The 23,357-nt window shown below is 61.2% G+C and carries 16 protein-coding genes; 7 read left to right on the top strand and 9 right to left on the bottom strand.

Features of this window, described 5'->3' with window-relative positions; all coding sequences use genetic code 11:
• Positions 1 to 76 precede the first annotated feature (76 nt).
• The 3 genes from menD to Thiofri_RS14585 all read right to left on the bottom strand — a co-directional run bounded on the left by menD (position 77) and on the right by Thiofri_RS14585 (position 4,488).
• Entirely contained in the window at positions 77 to 1,846 is a 1,770-nt protein-coding gene (gene menD / locus Thiofri_RS14595) for a 2-succinyl-5-enolpyruvyl-6-hydroxy-3-cyclohexene-1-carboxylic-acid synthase (protein WP_009147012.1), read from the bottom strand.
• Positions 1,843 to 3,432 carry an isochorismate synthase gene (locus Thiofri_RS14590; RefSeq protein WP_009147013.1) on the bottom strand — a complete coding sequence of 530 codons (1,590 nt, stop codon included), beginning with the start codon at positions 3,430 to 3,432 and terminating at the stop codon, positions 1,843 to 1,845. Before Thiofri_RS14590 ends, menD begins: the two co-directional genes overlap by 4 nt.
• A gap of 117 nt (positions 3,433 to 3,549) precedes the next feature.
• Positions 3,550 to 4,488 carry an alpha/beta fold hydrolase gene (locus Thiofri_RS14585; RefSeq protein ID WP_009147014.1) on the bottom strand — a complete coding sequence of 313 codons (939 nt, stop codon included), beginning with the start codon at positions 4,486 to 4,488 and terminating at the stop codon, positions 3,550 to 3,552.
• Between the two features lie 176 nt (positions 4,489 to 4,664).
• Here Thiofri_RS14585 and Thiofri_RS14580 point away from each other — a divergent pair, with 176 nt between their 5' ends.
• Positions 4,665 to 5,765: a GGDEF domain-containing protein gene (locus Thiofri_RS14580; RefSeq protein ID WP_009147015.1), complete on the top strand. Its 1,101-nt coding sequence runs from the start codon at positions 4,665 to 4,667 to the stop codon at positions 5,763 to 5,765.
• Positions 5,766 to 5,824: 59 nt separating this feature from the next.
• The gene (locus tag Thiofri_RS14575) at positions 5,825 to 6,685 is read left to right on the top strand and encodes a glutaminyl-peptide cyclotransferase (protein WP_083848396.1); all 861 of its coding nucleotides are present in this window, start codon (positions 5,825 to 5,827) and stop codon (positions 6,683 to 6,685) included.
• A gap of 15 nt (positions 6,686 to 6,700) precedes the next feature.
• On the opposite strand, the gene Thiofri_RS14570 is transcribed toward Thiofri_RS14575, so the two are convergent.
• The 3 genes from Thiofri_RS14570 to gnd form a co-directional block, all read right to left on the bottom strand.
• Positions 6,701 to 10,075: a mechanosensitive ion channel domain-containing protein gene (locus Thiofri_RS14570; RefSeq protein WP_051023743.1), complete on the bottom strand. Its 3,375-nt coding sequence runs from the start codon at positions 10,073 to 10,075 to the stop codon at positions 6,701 to 6,703.
• A gap of 150 nt (positions 10,076 to 10,225) precedes the next feature.
• The gene (gene zwf, locus Thiofri_RS14565) at positions 10,226 to 11,782 is read right to left on the bottom strand and encodes a glucose-6-phosphate dehydrogenase (RefSeq protein WP_009147018.1); all 1,557 of its coding nucleotides are present in this window, start codon (positions 11,780 to 11,782) and stop codon (positions 10,226 to 10,228) included.
• A 59-nt stretch (positions 11,783 to 11,841) separates the two neighbouring features.
• Entirely contained in the window at positions 11,842 to 12,858 is a 1,017-nt protein-coding gene (gnd, locus tag Thiofri_RS14560; protein WP_009147019.1) for a phosphogluconate dehydrogenase (NAD(+)-dependent, decarboxylating), read from the bottom strand.
• A gap of 150 nt (positions 12,859 to 13,008) precedes the next feature.
• On the opposite strand from gnd, the gene Thiofri_RS14555 reads away from it, so the two are divergent.
• On the top strand, positions 13,009 to 13,560 hold the full coding sequence (locus Thiofri_RS14555) for a Uma2 family endonuclease (RefSeq protein WP_009147020.1): 552 nt from the start codon (positions 13,009 to 13,011) through the stop codon (positions 13,558 to 13,560).
• On the opposite strand, the gene Thiofri_RS14550 is transcribed toward Thiofri_RS14555, so the two are convergent.
• The 3 genes from Thiofri_RS14550 to glgX all read right to left on the bottom strand — a co-directional run bounded on the left by Thiofri_RS14550 (position 13,539) and on the right by glgX (position 19,667).
• Positions 13,539 to 16,226: a putative bifunctional diguanylate cyclase/phosphodiesterase gene (locus tag Thiofri_RS14550; RefSeq protein ID WP_009147021.1), complete on the bottom strand. Its 2,688-nt coding sequence runs from the start codon at positions 16,224 to 16,226 to the stop codon at positions 13,539 to 13,541. The genes Thiofri_RS14555 and Thiofri_RS14550 overlap by 22 nt on opposite strands.
• Before the next feature lie 10 nt (positions 16,227 to 16,236).
• Positions 16,237 to 17,466, bottom strand: coding sequence for an FIST signal transduction protein (locus Thiofri_RS14545; protein WP_009147022.1), 1,230 nt, complete (start codon positions 17,464 to 17,466; stop codon positions 16,237 to 16,239).
• Positions 17,467 to 17,591: 125 nt separating this feature from the next.
• Entirely contained in the window at positions 17,592 to 19,667 is a 2,076-nt protein-coding gene (gene glgX, locus Thiofri_RS14540) for a glycogen debranching protein GlgX (RefSeq protein WP_009147023.1), read from the bottom strand.
• Positions 19,668 to 19,744: 77 nt separating this feature from the next.
• On the opposite strand from glgX, the gene Thiofri_RS14535 reads away from it, so the two are divergent.
• The 4 genes from Thiofri_RS14535 (at position 19,745) to Thiofri_RS14520 (ending at position 23,201) form a co-directional block, all read left to right on the top strand.
• The gene (locus tag Thiofri_RS14535) at positions 19,745 to 20,326 is read left to right on the top strand and encodes an NUDIX hydrolase (protein WP_009147024.1); all 582 of its coding nucleotides are present in this window, start codon (positions 19,745 to 19,747) and stop codon (positions 20,324 to 20,326) included.
• Positions 20,327 to 20,471: 145 nt separating this feature from the next.
• Positions 20,472 to 21,014, top strand: a complete 543-nt coding sequence (locus tag Thiofri_RS14530; protein WP_143741754.1) for a nucleotidyltransferase — start codon at positions 20,472 to 20,474, stop codon at positions 21,012 to 21,014.
• A complete protein-coding gene (locus tag Thiofri_RS14525; protein WP_009147026.1) occupies positions 20,998 to 21,204 on the top strand; it encodes a hypothetical protein in 207 nt (68 codons plus the stop codon). The genes Thiofri_RS14530 and Thiofri_RS14525 overlap by 17 nt, the downstream gene beginning before the upstream one ends.
• A gap of 53 nt (positions 21,205 to 21,257) precedes the next feature.
• Positions 21,258 to 23,201 carry a diguanylate cyclase gene (locus Thiofri_RS14520; protein ID WP_009147027.1) on the top strand — a complete coding sequence of 648 codons (1,944 nt, stop codon included), beginning with the start codon at positions 21,258 to 21,260 and terminating at the stop codon, positions 23,199 to 23,201.
• Positions 23,202 to 23,357 lie beyond the last annotated feature (156 nt).

The raw sequence follows: 23,357 nt of genomic DNA, 5'->3' as shown, positions 1-23,357 counted from the left end.
CTCTTCGCGAATTATCTTGCGATTCTAGCCCAAAAGAGGGGGTTTGATTGTCAGTCATCCCCGCGTCTCGCCCAAGCTAACTGCTGAGAGCTGTCCGCGCCACCGCTTGCCAGAATGCAAGATGAAACTGGCGGCTTTGCTCCGCGTCGATCAGGACTTCAATCAGACAAGCTTCGGCAGTGGAGTTTAGGGCTGCGGCAAAGCCTTGACTGTCCCGGACTCGCTGGTGGCGCAGGCCGAAGGGGCGGGCCAGCTCGGCCAGGTCTGGTGTCACCGGGGTGCGCCAGTAGCGCTCGAACTCTGGTAAGCCGTGCTGGGGCAAGTAGTCGAAAATACGCCCGCCGCCGTTGTTGATGACAATCACCGGACGTTTCAGCTCGCCGATCAGCAGCAGTCCGCTCAGATCATGGCAGAAGGACAGGTCGCCGAGGAGCCCCCAAGTGGGCGTGCCGGCGGCATTCAACCCAGCCAGGGTCGAGAGCTGGCCGTCGATGCCGCTGACGCCGCGATTGCCGAACACCCAAACCGGCTGCTGGCGTGGGTAGGACCAGGTATCGAGCTGGCGGATTGGCAGGGAATTGGCGCACAGCAGACCCTCGCCGGGCGGAATGGCTTGCAGCAATTGCTGTATCAATTGGGCTTCGCACCAGGGGCCGTCTTGCAAATGCCTATCGGCAAGTGCGCGGGTAGCTTGTTCGGCATTTCGCCAGCGCTCCCACCAGTCGGCAGGGGGGGCGCTGGTGCCAAACAGATTGGCCAGAGTGCTAGCCAGTGTTTTTGGTGTTGCCTGGATCAGTCCGCAGGCGTCATGGCTCGGATCGCACCAGCGCTCGCCATTCGTGACCAGCCAGGTCGGTACATCCGTGAGCCATTGACCGAGGGTTTTGGAGACGCAAGCGAGCCCAAGGCGCAATACCCAATCGGGTTTTAGCAAGGCGGCGGTATCTGTATTGCGCAGCAGGGCGTCGTAATGACGACTGACGAAGAATTGCGTGCCCCCATCCGACGGATGCGCAAAGCGCAGGCCCGAGAGCGGATCGGCCAGCAGGGGCAGACCAAGCCGCACGGCGCCCGACACAATGGCATTGGCCTCCTCGGCACTGGCCGCGCTGGCAGGTCCACAGACGATCAGCCCCTTGCCCGATGGCAGTTTGAGACTTGTCTGATCTCCAGCGCCGGCACTCGGCCAAGAGGATGGCCAGGCGGTATCGGCGGTGACCGTGCGGGCAGGGAATTGCGTGCTTGTTGACAGAGGCTCCCAGGGTGGACAGTCACCCGCCGGCACCAGTGGTTCATCGAACGGCAGATTAATCTGTATTGGGCCTTTTGTCGGCTCCTGGCTGCGCAGAGCAGCGCGCAAACCCAGGTTGCGCAGCGCCTTCAGGCTGCTGGCATCGGCACTTGGCCGGCCGGGATCATGAAACTCGTGCACAAAGGGGCCAAACAGGCGCGTCTGGTCGATGGTCTGGTTGGCGCCCGTGTGGCGCAATAGCGGCGGGCGGTCGGCTGAGAGCAGCAGCAGCGGCAGCCCCCAGTGGGCGGCCTCAATGACCGCCGGATACCAGTGCGCTGGCGCGCTGCCCGAGGTGGCAAGCAAAGCAACAGGTTCGGCGCTGGCACGCGCGAGGCCGAGCGCGAAAAAGGCTGCGCTGCGCTCATCCAGAATGGGTGTTAGAAGTAGTTCAGAGCGTCTCTGTGCGGCCAGCACCACCGGGGTGGAGCGCGAACCGGGCGACAGCACCAGCCGCCGCAGCCCACCCTGAATCAGCCCATCGAGCAACGCCTGCGACCAGCGCAGATTGAGGCAGCCGATGTCTTGGTTCCAAGGCGCCGAATTGGTGCTCACGCGAAGCGTAGGGCCGTCAGCATGGCCGCGAGTTTGGCCTCGGTCTCCTCCCATTCCGCCTGCGGGTCGGAACCGGCGACAATGCCCGCGCCCGCATGAAGCTCGGCCGCTTTGCCACGGATGCGCGCGCAGCGCAGTAGCACCCAGAGTTCGCCGCCGGTGCCGGGCTCAATGAAGCCGGCCGCTCCGGTATACCAGCCGCGAGAGAAAGGCTCGTGCTCGCGTAGCCAGTGGTGCGCTGCAAGCCGGGGCTGACCGTTTGTGGCGGGTGTCGGGTGGAGCCGATCAGCGAGGTCAAAGAAATCCGTGCCGGGGTCGATTTCAGCGGTAATGGGGCTCCACAGATGCTGCGCGTTGCGCAGTCGCATGAGCTCGGGCTGCGTGGGGACATGGATTGATCGGCAGAAGGGGGTCAGCGCCCGGGCGACGGCATCGACGACAAAGCCATGTTCGCGCAGGTTTTTCTCCGAGCGCAGTAATTCTTGGCCCAGCGCCAGGTTGCGGTCCTCGCAATCGCAGTGTTCGGTGGTGCCGGCAATGGCATCGACCGCAAGGCGCCCGTTGCGCAGATGCAGCAGACGTTCTGGCGTGGCGGCAACAAAGCTGCTGCCGTGGTGGCGCAGATTGATGATTTGACAGGAGGGAAACACAGCCGCTAGCACATCGAGCAGCCGTGCGATATCAAAAGACCGGCTGCCGCTTACCTTTAGCCGGCGCGACAGGACCACCTTCTGCAAATCGCCGGCCTGGATGCGCGCTAGCGCAAGCTCGACCAGACGGGTCCATTCGGTCGCTTCTGGTTCGGCGCTATCGCCCAGTACGCGTGTGACCAGCGCCGGGCGGCGCGGCGGGGGGAACAGGCGCGGGATGAGTGCTTCAAGCAATGCATGCCAGCGTGCCTGGACGAACGTGCGCGTTTGCCTCTGCGGTGCCGTGAAAATCAGCGCCGCCTGTTCTGCGGTTTGGCGCAGAGCAATATCTGGCACCCACAGTAGCGCATTGGGCAGGTCATCGTTAGCGTTTTCAGGCGGGACGGGCGGCGTGATGGGGTGCGTGACAGGGTTGGGGGCGGCGGCAAAGCCGAGCATGGCAAAAGCCTTGAGACCTGTCGCGCCAGGGTCGAGTTGCTCCCAGCAATGCGGCCAGTCGTGCGTGATCCGAGCCAGCTCGGACAGGCGTTGTGGTCCCTGTGCCTCCCAGTGCAATGCCTGGCCATAGCCGGCGCGCAGACTCTCACCTTGGGGATGCAGGAACTGAAACTGCGCCCCCGGTAGTTGGGCTATGGCGGTAGGGCGCTGTGGCAGCGGGAGAATGAGCGAGGTCAACGCATTGGCGGTCGCCTCATGCCGCCCGAGCGGCAGGCGGGCCATCTCTGCCGCCAGCCGGTCCCGCAGCGTCTTGATGACGTCTCTGGCCGAGGGTGTCCAGTCAGCGTGAACGCCCTCGGTCGTCGAAGCCAGATGGCTGGGTGCCGGGCGGGCGTTATCGGTGTTGAGCTGAAAGGATTCCACGCAAGAATAACCGTCGGCTGGTAGCAGGGATTGAGTGAATGGCAGGATATCGCCGCCATTATACCCGGCGGACATGGACTTTTCGGCTTGTTTTGGACCGGGCAGCGCTCAGGGGCGGCGAGAACCCTACAGCCGAGACCCCGTAACAGCAACCCGGCCCAAAACAGAAAACGCATTTGCTAAAGCGATACTTCAGGCCTGGTGCTGCCAGAAGGCATCAATGGCGGCGATTGTTTTCTGCGGTTGTTCCCATTGCGGCATCCCCAGGGTGGGCTCGACCCGGGTCAGCTGCCAGTTGCTCTGGCGTTCGAGCAGGGCGGGCAGCAGGTCGAAGCTGACATTGGCATCGCGATCATGAATGACCAGCACTGGCTGCTTGAGCTTGCCATAGAGTTGCTCGACTGGGTTATGGGTGAACAGTTGTCCAGACAAAAAGTAAAAAGGTGCATGGCGCGCGCCTGGCTGATGCGCGGTGGCATAAGCGTAGTCGATCAGTTCCTTGGGCGGTGTAGTGACGAAGCTTAGCTTCATAAAGTAGCGCACGCTCGGGCGGGTGGTCACCAGCGCATAGACTGCCGAACCCAAGCCAGGCAGACTAAACAGCCGGTGTAGAAGCTTGCCAGTCTTGGCACTTGGCAAGCGCCGAGGAGAGAATCCGGTGGGGGAGAGCAGCACCAAGCAGCGGAAGGCCGCAGATGCCTGCAAGGCCGCGCGGGCGGCGAATTCACAACTCAGGGAATAGGCGATGACATCAGCTGGCGCGCGCACCACCTCGGTTAGAAAGGTGCTAATGACATCAGCATAGAGTTCGGGCGAGTAGATTCTGTCGCTGCGATCAGACATGCCGAATCCGGGTAACTCGAGCGCATAAACGCGCCGGTTGGCACGGTAGTGATCGAACAGGGGTTTCATCTCGAAAGCGCTGGGAGCGGCATTGATGCTGTGCAGCAGCAGCACGGGCTCGGCATCGCTCGGGCCGTCGACATAATAATTGAGTTCCGGCAGGCCATGGCTTGTGAAGCGTGCCCGTGGGGCGTCCAGCGCATCGGGCAGGTCTGACGACGCGCGAGCGGGTTTGGTTGGTGCTGCGTTTAAGAGGCCAAAGGGGCGTTGCCCGAGTAACACTTGCATGACAATCTCCATTGAGTGACTGGAGCGAGGAGGTTTTAAGAGAAAATTCGCTCGCACAGACGCGAGTATACCTTGATTGTGCGCTGGTTCGCGTTTTGCAAGCTGTGCGTGTTGGCAGCCTGCAAAGGATGGCCTATGCTGCGACTCAGGTACTCTGGTACAGGGAGTTTGATGACATGACAGCCGTAGCCCTGCAGAACATGCGTGTCTGCGAGTATTGCCAGCTCGACTCGGAAAACATCCGGCTGAAGGCGCGACTTGAGGAATTGCGCGATTGTGCAATGCAAACCGAGGCCCTGTTCCAGCGTTTGCAGGAATGGGAGATGGTACTGCTTGGCATTGCCTCGCTCGAGCAGCTACTCGTGAGCATGACTGGCGACATGCGCGCACGCCTGGATATCGACCAGACGCGCCTGCTACTTCCGGACGCAGACCGGCGCATTCGCAGTCTGCTCGAATCCATCGATGCCCAAGTGCCTCAAGATGTGCTGTTTGAACAGCCGCCAGAAAGTCTCCAGCACTTGGGTGAACCCCGGTTGACAACCCTTGATGCCGCCGGCCTCCCGCCACTGTTCGAGCCTGATGGGCCGATTCGCAGTGTCGCGTTGCTGCCGCTGGTGCGCGATCAACGGTTTTTCGGCCTGCTCGGTCTCGGCAGTTGCGATGCCGAGCGCTATGGACCGGAGCTTCAAACCCATGCGCTGGCTAGGCTTGCGGCCATCTGCTCGGTGTGCCTTGAAAATGCCATCAATGGCGCGCGCCTGGAACTTGGCGGCTTGACCGATCCTTTAACCGGCCTGCACAACCGTCGCTCGCTCGAGCAGCGGCTGCATGCTGAGGTTGATCGCGCGCGGCGCAACCACCAGCCACTGTCGTGCCTGTTCATCGATCTTGACCTGTTCAAACAGATCAACGACCAACACGGCCACAGTGCTGGTGATGCCGTGCTGAGGGAAGTCGCTCGCCGGCTGCTGTCCACGCTCAGGGGGGGAGATATTGCTGCGCGCTTCGGTGGGGACGAACTGGCCTTGGTGCTGCCTGCCACCAGCTATGACGATGCTCGCAGCATGGGCGAGCGCATCAGGGTCATCATCAGCACCGACCCGGTGCAAATTGAAGACGGCATCGGCATCCCGGTTGGACTGTCCATTGGCGCCGGCACACTGGAGCACAACCAACTCACCGAAGATATCGTCCGCTCCGGTCAGGAACTCCTGCAAGCCGCCGATGAGGCGCTTTATCAGGCCAAGCGCGGTGGACGCGGACGGGTGGTATAGTCGCTCGGCACTGACCTCGCACAAGCCTGAGCCAAGTCCGTATTACAAGCACCAATCCGATGAGAACCGACTGTCGCGCGCGTTGTGCAATGCTGCGCGTGGTTGCATTTTTTTGCACCCTGAGCGCATGGCTGACTGCTTTGGCCGGTGCCGTTCTGGTCAATGCACTGCTGGCCAGTTCGGTTTTGGCCGAAAGGGCACCGGTTGTGGCGCCGACCATCCTCGGCGAGCTGCCCCATGATACAGGCGTTTTCACCCAGGGGCTTTTTTTGCACCGGGGACTTTTTTACGAGAGCGCGGGGTTGCGCGGTCAGTCGCGTCTGTTGATCACAGAGCCTGACAGCGGCCAGCAGATTCTGGTCCACCGGCTGCCGCCACATATCTTTGCCGAGGGAGCTGATCTGTGCGGGGACGAGGTGGTACAGCTGACCTGGACCAGTGGCCTGGCTTTGCGCTATGAGCCGGACACTTTGGCCAAGATCGGTGAGTTTCGCTACCAGGGCCAGGGCTGGGGCATCGCCTGCCGTGGCCAGCGCGTGGTCACCAGCGATGGCAGCGCGAACCTGACTTTTCGCGATCCCAAAACATTCAAGTCGCAGCGGACGCTGACGGTGACCGACGCTGGAGTGCCCGTGCGCCAGCTCAACGAGCTTGAATGGGCGGGTGGGCTGCTGCTGGCCAATATCTGGCGCAGCCATCGCATCGCCGCGATCGATCCTGTCACGGGCGCGGTGCGCCTGTGGTTGGACATGAGCGAGGTCGTGCGGCGCAGCGGTCAGAGTGGAACGGAATTTGTGCTCAACGGCATCGCCTGGGATGCCGCGCAGCAGCGGTTGTATGTGACCGGAAAGGGCTGGAATCGCCTGTATCTGATCGACTGCACCGGAGAGAGTCTTCAGCGAGCAAGGCTGCGGCGGTAGCCTGAAACAGTCGATTCATGCGCCGGGCGGATGTGGCGTCATGGGGTCCAACGCCTGTTGCACGGACACCGGGATGGGGTCATTCGCATGCAAATGAATATCCCGCTGCGGGAAAGCGATGCCGATGCCGGCGGCGCGGAATTTGTCATCGATGGCCTGGTGCAACTCGGAGGTGACTGATAGCCGGCAGTCGAGTGCGCCAAGATAATAGCGCAGCGCCAGCGTGAGTGAGTTGTCGCCAAAGTTATCGAAGGTAACCAGAGGCGCCGGGTCTTCGAGTACGCGCGGGTTCTCGGCGGCGGCCTCGGCCATCAGCGCCAGGGCCTTGCGCGTATCGCAGCCGTATTCGGCGCCAACGACCATGGTCATGCGGTTGATTGTGTCGGTCAGGCTCCAGTTGAGCAGACGCCCGGTGATGAACTCTTTGTTGGGTACCAGAAGTTCCTGTTTGTCCCAGTTGCGGATGGTGGTGGCGCGGATCTGAATGCGGGTGACCATGCCGGTGGTGTCGCCAATGCTGACCACGTCACCAACGCGGATGGGGCGCTCGAACAGAATAATCAAGCCGCTGATGAAGTTAGCGACGATCTCCTGCAAGCCAAAGCCGATGCCCACACTGAGCGCGGCCACCAGCCATTGCACTTGCGACCAAGACAGCCCCAGGGTGCCGAAGACCAGCAGGACGCCAGCCGCAGTGATGCTGTATGCCGTCAGGGTGATGATGGTGTAGCGCATACCGGAGCTGATCGCGGTGTGGCGCAGCAGAATGATCTCGAGCAGGGCCGGGAGGTTGCGCCCGGCAATGAACGCGATGCTGACGATCAGCAGCAGCCGTCCAAGATCGGCCAGGGTCACGGGCACCCGTGTCTCCATGCCGTCGACGGTCGCGGTGTAACGCCACAGGGTGATGTTGTCGAGCAGTCCGAAGGCGGGCAGGGCATCGGACCAGATCAGCCAGAACCCAACCGCGCCGGCGATGAGAATCATGCTGTTAATCAGACGCCGCGTCTGTTCATCGAGTGCGGCGAGATCCACGGTTTTGTTTGGCGGTTTGGCAATTTCTGTTGGGGGCTCGGCCGCAGTATCGGTTGGGCTGGTGGCTTGCTGGTCGAGTGCTGCCCGCAGCGCAAGGCTGCGCCGGGTCAAGATCAACCAGCGCACGACCAGTTGATGGACGAGCACCAGGCTCAGGATCAACCAAAGCTCGCTGATCAAATAGTCGAGCAAAATCCCGGCCGTGTAGAGATAGCCGGCCAGCGCCAGAAAAGCGAGCAGAACCGGCACCGCGATCAGTGCTCCGAACCAGAGCAGGCGCAGGCGGCTGAACCAAGATTCAGGGTGGGCCAGCAGGAAGGGGCGAAAGACGCCATTGGCGGGATTGGTGAGGCGCACAGTAAAGACCGCAAGGGTCAGGATTAGCGCCACGAGCGCCAGCCGCCCCAGGGTGCCGCTGAATGCGGCGTCCGGATGCAGGACGGTGGCGCCTGCGATCAGGCCGAGTGGCGGCAGGATCAGAATGGCCCAGCCAAAGTTTACCCGCAGCAGTCTGATGGTATGGGAACTCCAGCGGAAATGCCGGTCTGCGATGCCCCCTCGCATGCAGAGCAGATGGAAGGCACGCAGGTAGTAGAAGCCGATGCCGACCGCCGCCAGAGCGCTGCCGATCGCCATGCTGAAAGGCGTCGCCATGGTTGAGAATTCCAGCCGCATGCCGATCAGGGCTAGCAGCAGGGACCAGGGCAGGGCGAGCAACAATGTGAGCCCAAGCGCTTTCGTTGTGTAAGAAAACTTGTCGCTACTGACGCGGCGCAGGGGCTCGCCGGTGGCGCGCACGCGCCGGCGCAGCGCCGGTCCTTTCCAGAACAAAACCAGAACTGCGGGCAGCCCGAGCCAGAGCCAGGGGGAGACTTTGGCCTCGTGCTGGAGAATGCCAGCAACCGATTGCCAGTGCGCGGGCGCGGTCAGCCAGGCCAGGGCTGCCGGGAAATCGGCAAAGGATTGCTGGCTGATCGGCACCACGCTGCGCACCCAGAGAAGACGCTCGCTGAGGAAATCCCGGTAGTCCCGAACAATGCGCATCAGTGCCCGGGTGTTGTCATCAAGCTCGGTGACGCCGCGCAGATAGCTTTCTTCAATACCGATCAGGCGACGCAGTAGATCGTTGCGGCGCGCAACCTGGTCGCGCAGGCGTTGTTTTAGCGCGCTGCGCTCAGCGGCCGGGAGTTTGGCGATGGCATCATCAGCGCGTTGTTCCCAGGCGTTGTCGCGGCGGAGTTGATCGCGGTAACGCACCAGATTCAGGCTGGCCTCGGCGATACGATCAGCATTCTCAGCGGATGCCTTGCGCAAGGCTGCGAGGTCGGGAAGTTGGCGGTATTGGGTGACCAGGGATTGCCCCAAGGTGCGGCTGAGGCCGACAGCTTCCAGGCGCTGGCGGGCGCTGCGGAAGGCTTCCTCGATCTGGCGGCGGCTGGCATCGCGCTCGCTCTGTCGCTCGTCGAGCTGATCGAGTCGTTCGGTCAGATCGCTGATCGCGGCGCTGAGGTCGGCATTCTCGCGCGCGAGTTCGCGCACCAGCGGATGGGCGTCGGCGAGATTGCGCTGGGCCTCGGCGGTTTCGCTTTCAACCCGTGAGGCTTCGATGTGCCGCAGGCGATCAGCTTCGTTCTCCAGCAGAGCGCGCCTTTGGCGCGACTCGGCAAGCGCCTGCTCTGCGAGATCGCGACGGGCAAGGTTCAGATCGCTGCGCGCGCTGACGCTCAGGAGCTGTTGGTCGAGCATCAGGATCTCAGCGCGGAGGCGGTCGCGGCGCGTCTCCAGTGCCCACCGCCTGGCCTGGGCTTCGATTGGATTGAGCAGGCTGTCGTCGTTGCTCGTGATTTCGGCGTTGACGTTATCAAGCTCGCGATTGGCCTCGCTGATGCGCTTGCGCGCGCGCGCCGGTTCTTTCGTGTTCGCGTCAAGGATTTTGTCAAGCTCGGCGAGGAGGGCCTCGACAGCAGCGATTTCGGCAAGTTGCTGCGCAAGCTGCTGTTCAACCTGAGACAGAGTGGCATTCGGTGCCAGGGGTTTCGCGGGCGACTCTTGGGCGAGCCGCTGCGCAGCCTGTTCGCGCAGCGCTGCGGAATCCAGTGGTGCCTGCGCGATGGCCTTGCGGAAGTTGGTGGCTTGCGACTCGAAGACTTTGATCTCTTCGAGATTGCTTAGCGCTCCACGATATTGCTCAATGATGCGTTTGGCGGCTTCGGGCTCCAGCGTGCTGCTGGACTGAACCTCTTTGATTTTGCTCTCGATCAGGTCAGGTGTCAGCGTGGATTCGATGGTGGGCGTGGTGGGGCCGGTCTGCTCGGTTGCTTCTTGGGCTGCGACGGGAGAAAGTCCAACGAGCATCGCCAGAAGGCTGATCAGAACGGCCAGGGAAAGGATAGGGTGCGACCTGACGAGGGCGGTTTGCCAAGTGGCCGGGGGGATGAGCCTTTGCGTGAATGTCATGGATGTATTGTTCTGGGGGGGCCGGGACCATGAGTGGCAGAAACGCTGTTACTTACAGCCAGTGTCGGTCACGCCATGGTGCTCGATACGCCGCCAGCGCCGGCCGTCGCGGCGCAGCAGTTCGCCGGCTGCACAGGGGCCCCAGGTGCCGGCCTGGTAGTTGGGGAATTCGCGGGGCGGCAATGCGTGCCACACATCCATCACCGACTGCACGATTTCCCAGCCTTTCTCCACCGTGTCGGCGTGCTTGAACAGGGTCGCGTCGCCGTTCATGCAGTCGTAGATCAGTGTCTCGTAACCTGTAGCCGGTTTGTTGCCAAAGTAGTGCTCGTAGCAGAAGTCCATGTTCACCGTGCCGACCTGCATCTTGGGCCCGGGGATCTTGGCCCCGAAGCTCATCTGAATGCCTTCATTCGGCTGGATGCGCAGGACCAGCATGTCGGGTTCGAGCTGCTCGGTATCGGTGTCCTGAAACATCATGGTGGGCGCGCGTTTGAACTGAATCGCCACTTCGGTGTACTGGGTTGTCAGCCGTTTGCCGGTGCGCACGTAAAATGGCACGCCGGCCCAGCGCCAGTTGTCCATCTTGAGTTTCAGCGCGGCAAAGGTCTCGGTGCGCGATTCGGGATCAACCTCGGGCGAGTCGCGATAGGCCCCGACCTGTTCGCCAGTGGGCATGGTGCCGGCGCCATACTGACCGCGCACGGCGTGGGTGAGCACATCCTCCGGCGATAGCGGGGTAATGGCATCGAGTACCTTGTTGATTTCCTCGCGCACCGCCTCGGCCTCGAAGGAATTGGGCGGCTCCATGGCGAGAAAGCCCAGCAGCACCAGCAGATGGTTGGGGATCATGTCGCGCAGGGCCCCGGCTTCTTCGTAGTAGGCGCCGCGGTGCTCGACCCCAACCGACTCAGCCACCGTGATCTGGACGTGGTCGATATGATGACGGTTCCACAGGGGCTCGATAAAGCCGTTGGCAAAACGAAATACCATGATGTTCTGCACCGTCTCCTTGCCCAGGTAATGATCGATGCGGTAAATCTGCTCCTCGTCCATGTTGCGGTGCAGGGCATCGTTCAGGGCTACGGCGGATTCCAGATCGCGGCCGAAGGGCTTTTCGATGATAACCCGGCGCCAGTCGCCGTCGCTCTCGTGCAGCAAACCGACCTCGCCCAAACGGTCGGTAATTTCACCAAAGAGGCTGGGCGGAACGGCCAAGTAGAAGAGATAATTGCCCTCGGTGGTGCGCTCGGCGTCGATCCGCGTGAGGCGCTCGCAAAGATGCTCGTAGTCCTGACCGTCGAGCATGTCGAGGTGCATGTAGTGGATTCGCCCGCGCAGCCGCTCCCAGACATCCTGAGAAAACCCGTCCCCAACGCTCTCGGCCATGTTCTCGGCAAGGCGCTCGCGAAAGCTGTCATCGCCCAGGTCCAGGCGGTCGAGTCCGAGCATGGCGAAGCTCTCCGGCAGTAGCCCGGCGGCGCACAGGTGATAGAGCGCCGGCACCAGCTTGCGCCGGGTGAGATCCCCGCCAGCGCCGAAGATGATCATCACATTGGGCGTGGCGGGCGGTGCCTGCATAAAATCGGTGTGCGTTAGGGACATGGCGGAACTCTCCTGGGCTGAAGGCGGCGGGCAGGGCGGTGGTGACGGTGTCTTCTGGCTCAGGATGTCGGTTTCTCGTGATGGCCGCCGAACTGATAACGCATGGCCGAGAGCAACTGGTTGGCGAAGTCCCCCTCGCCGCGCGAGCTGAAGCGCTCAAACAAGGCAGCGGTCAGCACCGGAGCCGGGGCGCCGGATTCGATGGCGGCGATGCTGGTCCAGCGGCCCTCGCCCGAGTCCGACACCCGGCCCCCGAAGTCGCTTAAGTTTGCGTCGGCGGCCAGCGCATTGGCGCTCAGATCGAGCAGCCAGGATGCGACCACACTGCCACGGCGCCAGACCTCGGCCACCTGCGACAAGTCGAGGTCATACTGGTAGAACTCCGGGTTGGACAGAGGCGCTGTCTCGGCATCGCTCGCATGATCCGCGCGCCCGACACCGGCGTGCTTGAGGATGTTGAAGCCCTCGGCATAGGCGGCCATCAGACCGTATTCGATGCCATTGTGGACCATTTTTACAAAATGCCCAGCACCGCTCGGCCCGCAATGCAAATAACCCTGCTCGGCGCGGCTCGGAGAGCCGGTGCGACCGGTGGTGCGCTCGATCTCGCCAAATCCCGGTGCCAGCGCCGAGAAGATCGGGTCGAGTCGCTCGACCGCGTCGGTATCGCCGCCGATCATCAGGCAATAGCCGCGCTCCAGCCCCCAGACACCGCCGCTGGTGCCGCAGTCGAGAAAATGCACGCCGCGCTCGGCCAGGCGCTTGGCATGGCGGATGTCATCCTGGTAGTAAGAATTGCCGCCGTCAATCAGCACATCATCGGCCTTGAGATGCGGTTCAAGCTGGTCGATGACTGATTCAACCACCGCCGCTGGCACCATGATCCAGATTGCGCGCGGCGTGCTCAGTTTGACGCAAAAATCGGCCATGTCCGTAGTACCCGTGGCGCCCTGATCCACCAGCGCCTGCACCTGCTGCGGGTTGTTGTCAAACACCACGCAATCATGGCCAGCGCGCATCAGTCGCTGCACCATGTTTGCGCCCATGCGGCCGAGGCCGATCATTCCGAGTTGCATTTGATATCTCCGAGCGTTTTCGCTTAAAGGTGTTGGATTGTGTTCTGTGTCAAGGGTGGGGCGGATGGTCAGGCTGTTACAAGAGTATACTGGAGTTGGGTTTCGATTCGATGCAGCTTGGATCAAAAACGCGCGACCAGGAGGAGCTTTATGACTGCATTGCCCAAAATGCCCCCTGCGGATTATCTGGAGTATGAGCGAAAGGCTGAGACCAAAAGCGAATATGTCGCGGGTGAGATCTTTGCCATGGCAGGAGCTAGCCCCGAGCACAACCTGATTGTGGGGAATCTGGTTGCCGAGTTGAATCTGGCCTTGAGAAAACGTCCATGCCGGGTCTACCCCAGCGATTTGCGTGTGCAAGTGGCTGATGCCTATTTCTACCCCGATGTCAGCGTGGTGTGTGGCGATCCGATGTTTACGGATCACGACAACCTAACGAACCCAAGCCTGATCGTCGAGGTACTGTCGCCCAGCACCGAAGATTTCGATATGGGTGGCAAGTTCGCTCGTTATCGCCAGATCGACAGTCTGATGGATTATCTGCTGGTTTTTCAGGATTCCACGCATGTCATCCACTATCAGCGCCAGGACGCGACTCATTGGTTGATGACTGAGGTCACCGACGGATCAGGCCGGGTCGCCTTGCCAAGTCTCGAATGCGCGCTAGACCTGGCTGAACTCTATGCCAAGGTGTTTTCCTGATGCAATATCGGAGCGTCCTGTATCGCGAGATTCTCCACCACGGTTTTGGACGGGACGGGCATGCCGAAATAGAATCCTTGATAGCTGTCGCAGCCGCGCGCGTGCAGAAATTGGAGCTGTTCGAGAGTTTCGACACCTTCGGCAACCACGGTGACATCTAGATGCCGACACACGGCGAGGATGGCTTCGACCAGCGCGGCATCGTTTGAATCAGTGCAGACATCTTGAATGAAGCTGCGATCAATTTTTAGCTCATCGACCGGCAAACGTTTGAGATAAGCCAGCGAGGAATAGCCGGTGCCGAAGTCGTCGAGCGAGAGCTGGACGCCCAGGGATTTGAGCTCCTGCATCCTGGTCACGGTGCCTTGTATGTCGTCAATCACCACACCTTCGGTGATTTCCAGAATCAGTTGCTGCGGTGGGAGGCTAAAATCGGTCAGCGCCTGCTGCACCAGGTCGACGAAATTCGGCTGTTGAAATTGACGCGGACTGACGTTGACCGACATGCGCAGGTCGTGGCCGCAACGCCGAATATGGGCCAGAAAGCGGCAGGCTTCGGTGAGCACCCATTGACCGATTGGCAGGATTAGTCCGGTTTCCTCGGCGATGGGAATGAATACCACCGGTGAGATCATGCCCTTGGTCGGGTGCGGCCAGCGCAGGAGTGCCTCGTAGCCGATGAGATGTTCTTCAGCATCGAATTGGGGCTGATAATAGAGTTGCAGCCCGTTGTCCTTCGTGGCTTGACGCAGTTCTCCTTCCAGGCTGAAGCGCACCTCGGCGGCCTGCTGCATTGACACTTCAAAAAAGCGCACGCAATTACGACCATGCTCCTTGGCACGATAGAGCGCGGTGTCCGCTTCCCTGAGGATGTCGTGAACCGTCACTTCGTTGCCGCGAAAGAGGGTAATCCCAATACTGACACTTGAGCTGATGTCCGTGTCCATCAGTCGGTAGGGTGCGGCCAGCGCTTGGCGAATTTTCTCCGCGACTAGATGCGCAAAGCGGGAGGCTTCCTCTGTTGTTTGGGTGAGCTGAGCGAGCAGAATGACAAATTCGTCGCCACCCAGGCGCGCGATGGTGTCCTCGGCACGGAGTAGCTCATGTAGACGGGAGGTGACATCCAGCAGCAGATGGTCGCCGAATTCATGTCCACGGGCATCGTTGACCTGTTTGAACCGGTCGAGGTCCAGGAAGAGCACCGCGCCGATGTGTCCGCTGCGCTGGGCTGTTGCCTGAGCATTGACCAAGCGATCCAGAAACAGCCTTCGGTTCGGCAGATCGGTCAGGGGATCGTAATAGGCCAGGCGATGAATAGAGGCTTCGCTTCGCTTGCGTTCCGTGATGTCGACACAGGTGCCAGCGGCGCGGCGCGGTTGGCCCGAGGGATCAAAATCGAAGCCCTTACCGCGGTCAAGCAGCCAGATCCATTGGCCGGACTGATGGCGAAATCGGTATTCGAGCTCGACCTTGTCGCGGTTCCCGGCGAGAACCTCGTCAGCAAAGCGCTGCACGGTCGGGATATCCTCGGGGTGAATTCCCTGTCGCCACTCATCGACCGTCTTGGGGATGCGCTGCCGGTCACCGCCCAGGATGCGGACGTAGCGGTCGTCGTAAACGATCTCTCCGGTGGTCAGGTTGACATCGTAGAGGCCGACTTCGGCACCTTCGAGCGCCAGATCCAGTCGTTCCTGGAGTCGTGATAGCTCTTCTTCGGCCTGCCGGCGCGCAGAGATGTCCCGGACCACGACCAGGAGGACCGGTGCGCGGGCATTGATCCGCTTAATATTGATCTCCGTCCAGATGTTGTGTCCTCTGGACGTGCGAATCTGGGTCTCGATACGCTGGGCCTGGCCTTTCAGCGCCTGCTTCCAGACGGGTTTCCAGTGCTGCGGATCGGCCGGAATCAGCCAGGTGAGGGGAGCCTGACGAGGCAGTTGATCGAAGGAGCAGCCGAAGAGATCAATGCCACGATGGTTGGCATCGAGAATCTTCTCTGCCCGCAGATCCATGACCAGGATGGGGTCCTGAGCACCCTCGAACAGGGATCGGTAGTTGGCTTCCGAATCTCGGAGGGCGAGCAGGGCGGCCTGTCGGCCAAGTAGCCCGTCATAGATCTTGATGGCGGCTTCGGCAATCACACCGTCGGCCTGGTCAAGACCTTGACGTCGCGCGGCGGTTTTGCGTCGAGTGCCGAGTAGCAGAATCCAGGGCGACGGGGGGGATTCAGCCCAGAGAGCGGTGTCCAGGCCCGTCTGCTGCAACACCGGGTCGTCGGTTAACAGTCGCGAGCCGGTGGCCCGTGGGACGTCCATGACCGGCAACAAGATACCGGGCCTTATGCCAACGCCGAGCTTGATCTGATAGCGGTGCGTTTCATCTTGAAGACGTAGCAGCGCGGCGACATCAATGCGCAGCCGTTCCACCAAGAGCATCAGCAGTTGTTCGCCAAGCCGGTCGGCGTCGGCGCTTTTATCGCCCAGATGCTGGGCGAATTCATGCATCTGCTGAATCACGAAAGCCAGGGTGCGATTGCGTTGCGCGTCTTGGCGTGCCAGCGTCAGATCGTCTTGCAGACGCATGACGCGCGCACCCAGCTCATCGCATTGGCTGCGGTAGTACTCCAGCGCTTCTAGGTTCGCTGTTGGGTTCGCTTCTGCCTGCATGATCTAAGGCTCAGTCGCGCGAGGTGCAGAGGAGCAAGACACCGGTCCAGTCGAGCGGGCGGGCGCGTCCGTGGAAAGGCGCGATCTCCACCCCGGTGTAGCATCCGAGGAAGGGGCACAGAGGTGCCACTTGCTCGCGGACCGGGGTGGATTCATCCTGATCCAGCCCGATGAAGGCCATTGATCGACCGGCGCAGTCGATGTAGAGACCGAACGCCAGTCGGTTGCGGTTCAGATTGGCAAGGATGGATTGGGTCTGATCCTGGCAGGATTCAATCATTCGATCAGGTTCATAGCCCATGATCTGCACCCGGGAGCCTGCGTTGAAATCGGACTCGAACAGGATCAGGGATTCTTCAACCGGGTCGATGGCGACCACCAGGCGATTCACGTACTGGTTGTCATTGAAGGGCGCGTAAGGATTGCCAAGCTTCTCGCCCAGGGTGAGGAACGGCAGTGGGTGCCGGGCGAGCAGCTCATCTCGTGTTACTCTGAGTCGCTCTTCGACCACTTGCAGTGCCGGGCGGTGGTCAAGCTCTAGAACTCTGGAGCCATCGATGCGTGTGATTTCGAGAAAGTCGCTGGCGGGCAGGCATCCGTGCATGATGGTGGTGTGGCCGATCAGGCTGGCGGGCAAGACCGCGGCGACAGCACCATGCCGGCGAATCCCCTGGCCGTCGAACAGATAACTGTCCGATAGGGACAGGTTGCTGAGGGTTCCAGCGCCGACGATCATCGGGTGGCAATCGCCGAGACCTTGGTGCAGACCGTCGAGCAGGCGGCTGCCGATATGCAGGACTGGCGGTGGCCCGCTTTTGATGGAGTCGTAGAACAAGAGCACGACCCGCTCCGGTGTCAGATCGAGTGCGCGCAGCGTTTCGCCAAGGCGGCGACCGGCTTCGCCCTCGTCAGTTTCCATTGTATCGACTGTGACGATGGACCTTGGCGCAAGCGCCTCTGCGAACAACAGAATGCCGCATTCGTACCCGCTGGTGCTGGCACCCTCGGGTGAGATAATGCCGACCGCAGAGCCACCGATCACGGGAAGCGGACCCAGCTCGGCCTGGAATCCGGCAAGTAGGTCTGAGGGATCCTGGAGCCCGCCCGCGAAGGCCAAAACCCAGGCCGGTTTCTGATCCCATGAAAGCTGTGCGCGGGCTTGCCTGGCGGCGGCGCGGGCGGCGGTGGTCGCATCCGCATGGCGCGACTGACCCACAGCGACCTGATTGGAAAGGGCCATCTCTTGCAATGGGATCTCCCGATTGCTGGCTGTCCGACACCGGATGCGGCGGTGTCGAAATGTTGAATCAATGTACAACTTTCGTCAATCAGGGTGCTCCGCATTCGTCCGGGAATATTTGCAGGCTAGGCTGGTCGCGATTCAAACACCATCACACTGCGCGCGACCACCATCAGGCGTGCAACGCGAATGATCGGCTGCTCCGGCGGCGCTAGCACCGGGCGCTCATCGGCGGTATCGACGGCGCGGAACCATTGGCGGCCGGGGAGCTGCGGCAGTTCGCAGAGTAGGGACTTCTCGCTCATGTTCATGATCACATGTAGGTGTTCTCCGTGGTCCTCGTGTGCGGCCAGGGTGAAGGCGAGCAGCCGGGCATCCGCCGCGCCCCAGGCGGCACGATTCAGGCGCGCACCGTGCCAGCTGATATCAGGCACGCCATCCTTGTGCTCCACGTCGCCGGTCAGGAAATGCCGTCGGCGCAGGTTCCGGTGGCGCCGGCGCAGCGCGATCAGGCCGCGAGTGAACTCCAGCATGTGCCGGTTGGGCTCCACCTGGCCCCAGTTGAACCAGCTTAGCTCATTGTTCTGGCAGTAAGAATTGTTGTTGCCGCGCTGGGTGCGCAGAATTTCATCACCTGCCAGAATCATGGGCACACCCTGGCTGAGCATCAGAATGGCGGTCGCGTTCATCGCCTGGCGGCGGCGCAGCGCGAGAATGGTGGGGTCATCGGTCGGTCCTTCAACACCGCAATTCCAGCTGCGATTGTCATTATGACCGTCGCGATTGTCTTCGCCGTTCGCCTCATTGTGCTTTTCGTTGTAACTGACCAGATCGTACAGCGTAAAGCCGTCGTGGCAGGTGATAAAGTTGATCGAATTACCTGGTCGCCGCCCGCGTGCCTGGTACAGATCGCTCGATCCGGCAATACGGGTGGCGACTTCATCAATGCCCGGGTCGCCGCGCACGAAGGAGCGAATCACATCGCGATAATTGCCATTCCATTCCGCCCAGCGGTAACCAGGAAAGCCACCGACCTGATAAAGCCCGGCCGCATCCCATGCCTCGGCGATGATATGGGCACGCGCTAGCTCGGGTGAAAGTTCAATGGACCAGAGTATCGGCGCGTGATGCTGTGGCTCGCCATCCTCGCCGCGCGCCATGGCGCTGGCAAGGTCGAAGCGAAAACCATCGACGTGCATGTCATGCGCCCAGTAATAGAGGCTGTCGATCAGATAGCGGGTGACCAGCGGGTGATTGCAATTGACGGTATTGCCGCAGCCGGTGTAGTCGCGATACTGGGAGCGGTCGTTGAAGTCCAGATGGTAGAAGACCTCGTTGTCCATCCCTTTGAAATTGATCGTCGGCCCGGTCGCGCCGCCTTCGGCGGTGTGGTTGAACACCACATCCAGGATTACCCCAATACCGGCGCGGTGCAGCGCCTTGACCATGTCGCGGAACTCATCACGCGCCCGGGCCGGCTCCACCGCATAACCGGGATGGGGCGCGAAAAAGCTGTGGGTGCTGTAGCCCCAGTAGTTTTCTAGCCCGAGTTCGAGCGTCTTTTCTGGCGCATCCTGTAGGTCGAAGGCCATCACCGGCAATAGCTCGACATGGGTGATGCCGAGTTCCTGCAAATAGGGGATTTTGTCGATCAGGGCGCGGAAGCTGCCGGGGTGCTGCGCCTGCGCCGAGGGGTGACGGGTAAAGCCGCCGACATGGAGTTCGTAGATGATCGCGTCGACCAATGACGTGTGCGGATGCTCGTCGCCCTCCCAGTCGTAGTGGTCTTGCCAGATCTGCGCGCGCATGGCGCTGGCGACATTGTCGCCTGGCTGACAGGCACGCGCGCGATCCCACAGCCGGTCGCTGACAGTGGCGGCCCAGGGGTCGAGCAGCAGCTTGCCCGCATCATGCCGACAACCGGTGCGCGCTGTGTCGCAGGAACCGTCTATGCGCCAGCCGTAGAAGACGCCCTCGGGCAGATCCTTGACCAGCAGATGCCAGAAGAAGAAAGTGCGGTGCTGCCGCGGATCGAGCGTGATAACTTGAAAAGGCTCACGGCTGTGATCCTGCTCGAACAGTAGCAGCTCCACCCGGGATGCCGTGTGTGAGAAACAGCAAAAATTCACACCGCCGTCGATGAATCGTGCGCCAGCGCGATCCCAGTGACCAGCGGCAACCTCGTATGGACCCATTGCCATGGATGCTCCTAGCGAGAAAGTGAGAATGTATGCGCTGTAGAATAACAGCCCCGACCCTGCGAAGAGGATAAGCCGCGATGAATTTTTGTAATCACTGCGGCGCGCCCGTGACCGTCAAGGTGCCTGACGGTGACCATCTTCCGCGCCATGTCTGCGAGCGCTGCGGCACGATTCATTACCAAAATCCCAAAGTGGTCGTCGGCTGTATCCCGGCCTGGGACGACAAAATTTTGCTCTGCAAGCGCGCCATCGAGCCGCGTCTGGGCTTTTGGACGCTGCCGGCTGGTTTCATGGAAAATGGTGAGTCCGCGCGCGATGGCGCGGCTCGGGAAACCTTGGAAGAAGCCAACGCTCGGGTCGAGATCGGCGCGCTCTACAGCCTGTTCAACCTGCCGCACATCGGGCAGATTTATCTGCTGTTTCGCGCGCGTTTATTGGATTTAGACTACTCCCCCGGCGACGAGAGCACCGAGGTGAGGCTTTTTGCCGAAGAGGACATTCCCTGGTCTGAACTCGCCTTCGCGGCGGTGACAGAAACCCTCAAGCTTTTCTTCGCCGATCACGCCAGCCCTGGAACCATGCCGCGCTGTGGGGACATCTATCGCGAGACCGAGCGCAACTCCGGGGCAGGGCAGCACTACCAGGTGCGGCTTTACTGACATTTTTCGTGCGAGCACTCCAGGACGGGATGATGGATTTTTTCAGCCGGCCTAGCGTCAGGCGCATGACACTCCAGGACCCTGGCCTCAGCATTGGGTTCCGCTGGTAGCGCTATCTACGGATGACGTTATGGACTTTCTTGGGGTGACTCGACAAGTCGGCCGTGCGTTGGACGAGGCAAGGGTGCGCTATGCATTGATCGGTGGGTTTGCGATGGCGCTGCGAGGTGTTCAGCGCGCGACGGTCGACCTTGATTTTATCCTGATGCGTGAGGATCTTGGTCGTGCTGATCAGGTTCTGACCGGTGCAGCTTACCGCCGAGTGTTTTACAGCGAGAACGTGTCGCATTACATTGCCGATGCGTCAGCCTTGGGACGCATTGACCTGCTGCACGCCTTTCGCGGGCCGAGCCTCAGCATGCTAATGCGCGCTGAGCGTATTGAGATCGCCGAGGGATTGACGCTCCCGGTCGTCCAAAGCGAGGATATTATCGGCTTGAAGATTCAGGCAGCCGTCAACGACGAGCAGCGGGCAGCGGCGGATTGGGCGGATATTCGCCTCATGATCGAGGTCTCAGCGCAGACCGGCATGGCGCTCGATTGGGCGCTGATTGCGGATTACCTCGATATTTTCGATCTCACATCAGAGCTGGCACGCATGCGAGGCTGGTATGGCAAGACTCACTGATGATGACCGCGCCGCGTTTCGGCGCCTGACCGAGACCGGCTGGGTGCAATCAGCGGCGGAACGCAGCCCGCTCGTGGTCGAGTCGACCACAGAGGCGCGGTATCGCTATTGTCTCTGGGCGACGGAAGCGGCGAAATTGTTCAGAGGAACCAAACCAGTGCGCTTCGGTGGTACCAACTGGAAGCTGTAAGACTCCCAGGTGCGGCTTTACTGACATTTTTTGCGCGAGCACTCCAAGACGGGATGATGGATTTTTTCAGCCGGCCTGGCGTCTGGCTCCTGGTTCCGGTCGCCCCGCGCATTCAGGCACCTGAGGTGACCTGCGGCGTTTTGCAGTCTTTGTTGCCTGTGCGCGTGCTGCTGATCGCAATCATGGTCGGAACAATGATGACCTTGGTGCTGATCTGGCCTCAACAGGCTGTGGCGAATGCGCTCTTGCTTGAAGATCGCCCCAATGGGCAATATGCCGACGGGTATCTGTCGGTTTTGCGCGATCCGACAGGGCAGCTCAGTTTTGCCGAGGTGCGTGAGCGCGCTTTTAACCCGCTGCCGCAGCAGGCAAGCTTCGGTTTTACCGACGATGCCATCTGGCTGCGGCTGGAGGTGCGGGTCGCGCAGCCACCCTCGGATAGCGCGGTCAGCCACTGGTGGCTGGAAGTGGCCTTGCCATCGCTGGATGATGTCCGTTTCTTCGCGCCCACGGCTGCTGGCGACTACAGTGAAATCCGCACGGGCGAGCATCGCCTATTCGCCGAGCGCCCGCTGGCTCATCGGCTGTTCTTGTTTCCATTCCAGATCGCGGGCCAGATTACCGACTCGCTTACCGATCAGATCCCTGGTCATATCCCTGGTCAGCTTACTGATCAGCTTACTGATCAGCCCATTGGGGCCGAAACCCAGACGCTCTATCTGCGCGTGCAGACCCTCGACAGCCTAGCCGTCCCCATCCGGCTGTGGAGTACCGACGCACTGAAAGTGCGCCTGGCGAATGAACAACTCTGGCTTGGAATCAGCTACGGCCTCATCCTCGGGATGCTGATTTATAACGCCTTTCTGTGGGGCGCACTGCGCGATGCCCTCTATGGGTACTATCTGGCTGCCAGCGTCACCGCGCTTCTGGTGATTTTGGAACTCAACGGCCATGCCTACCAGTATTTGTGGCCGGAGAACCTGTGGCTGGCCAATAATCAGCATGCTTTGGTGCCGGCGGTGCATTTCATCGCCTTGACCCTCTGGACGCGTCGCTTTCTGGACACACCGCGCCACGCCCCCAGGTTCGATCTGGCGCTTCGCGCCATTCTGGTGGGCGCGCTGGTCATGCTCGCCCTGGTGGCCTTGGACGCTTACCAGTTAGCCAATCAGCTAGCCTTTTGGCTCGGCATCAGCATGACCTTGCTCATTTTATTGGTGTCGATACGCATCCTCTGGAGGGGGTATCGTCCCGCACGCCTGTTTCTGCTTGCCCAGTCCATTCCGCTGCTCGGCGCCCTGGTGACGCTGGCGCGTGCGCTCGGGCTGGTGCCGGACTCCCTGTGGGCCGAGCATGCCTTTCAAATGGGTATATCCGCCGAATTCATGCTGTTTTCGCTCGCGCTGGCACAGCGTATCGATCTGCTGCGGCGCGAGAAACAGGAGGCGCAGCAGCGCTCCGAGACCGACCTCCTCACCGGGCTGCTCAACCGCGCGGGCTTGTTTCAGGGCGTCAATCGGCTGCTGGATCGGGGTACCCCCAGCGCGCTATTGCTGGTCGATCTGGATCACTTTAAGCCAGTCAACGACCAACTTGGGCACGAAGCGGGCGATCTGGTGCTGAAAAAGGTCGCCGAGCGCCTGCGCACCCTGGTGCGTGCCGAGGGTGATTTGGTGGCCCGTATCGGCGGCGATGAATTCGTTTTGGTGTTGCGCGGCCTGCACGAATGCCAGGATGCCGGCGTGGTTGCCAGTAAACTGCTGGCCAGTCTGATCGAGCCCATCGCCACTCCCTGGGGAGATGCGCGCATCGGAGCCAGCATCGGCATCACGCTCGCGGCCGAGTCTGACCCGGATCTGACCCTGGATCGACTGCTGCGCCAGGCCGATCACGCCATGTATCAGGCCAAGCGTGCCGGGCGCAACTGCTGGTACTGCGGCCAAGCGTCTGCAACCACCGCTGAGAGCCTTATCACAAATAACGTCACAACGGGCTAATGCCTCACGCCTTTGCGAGTGCATTGATGCGGCGATAGACGGGTCTCTGGCCACTCCATCCTGCTTCGAGGGTGCTCTCTGGCTGGTGATGAAAGACCCCGTCACCGCATCGACCGAGCAGATCGCGCATTTTGGCAAGACCATGGCTTACCCCAA

Source organism: Thiorhodovibrio frisius (assembly GCF_033954835.1).
GTDB classification, from domain to species: domain Bacteria; phylum Pseudomonadota; class Gammaproteobacteria; order Chromatiales; family Chromatiaceae; genus Thiorhodovibrio; species Thiorhodovibrio frisius.
This window is presented reverse-complemented; position numbering and strand designations above follow the sequence as displayed.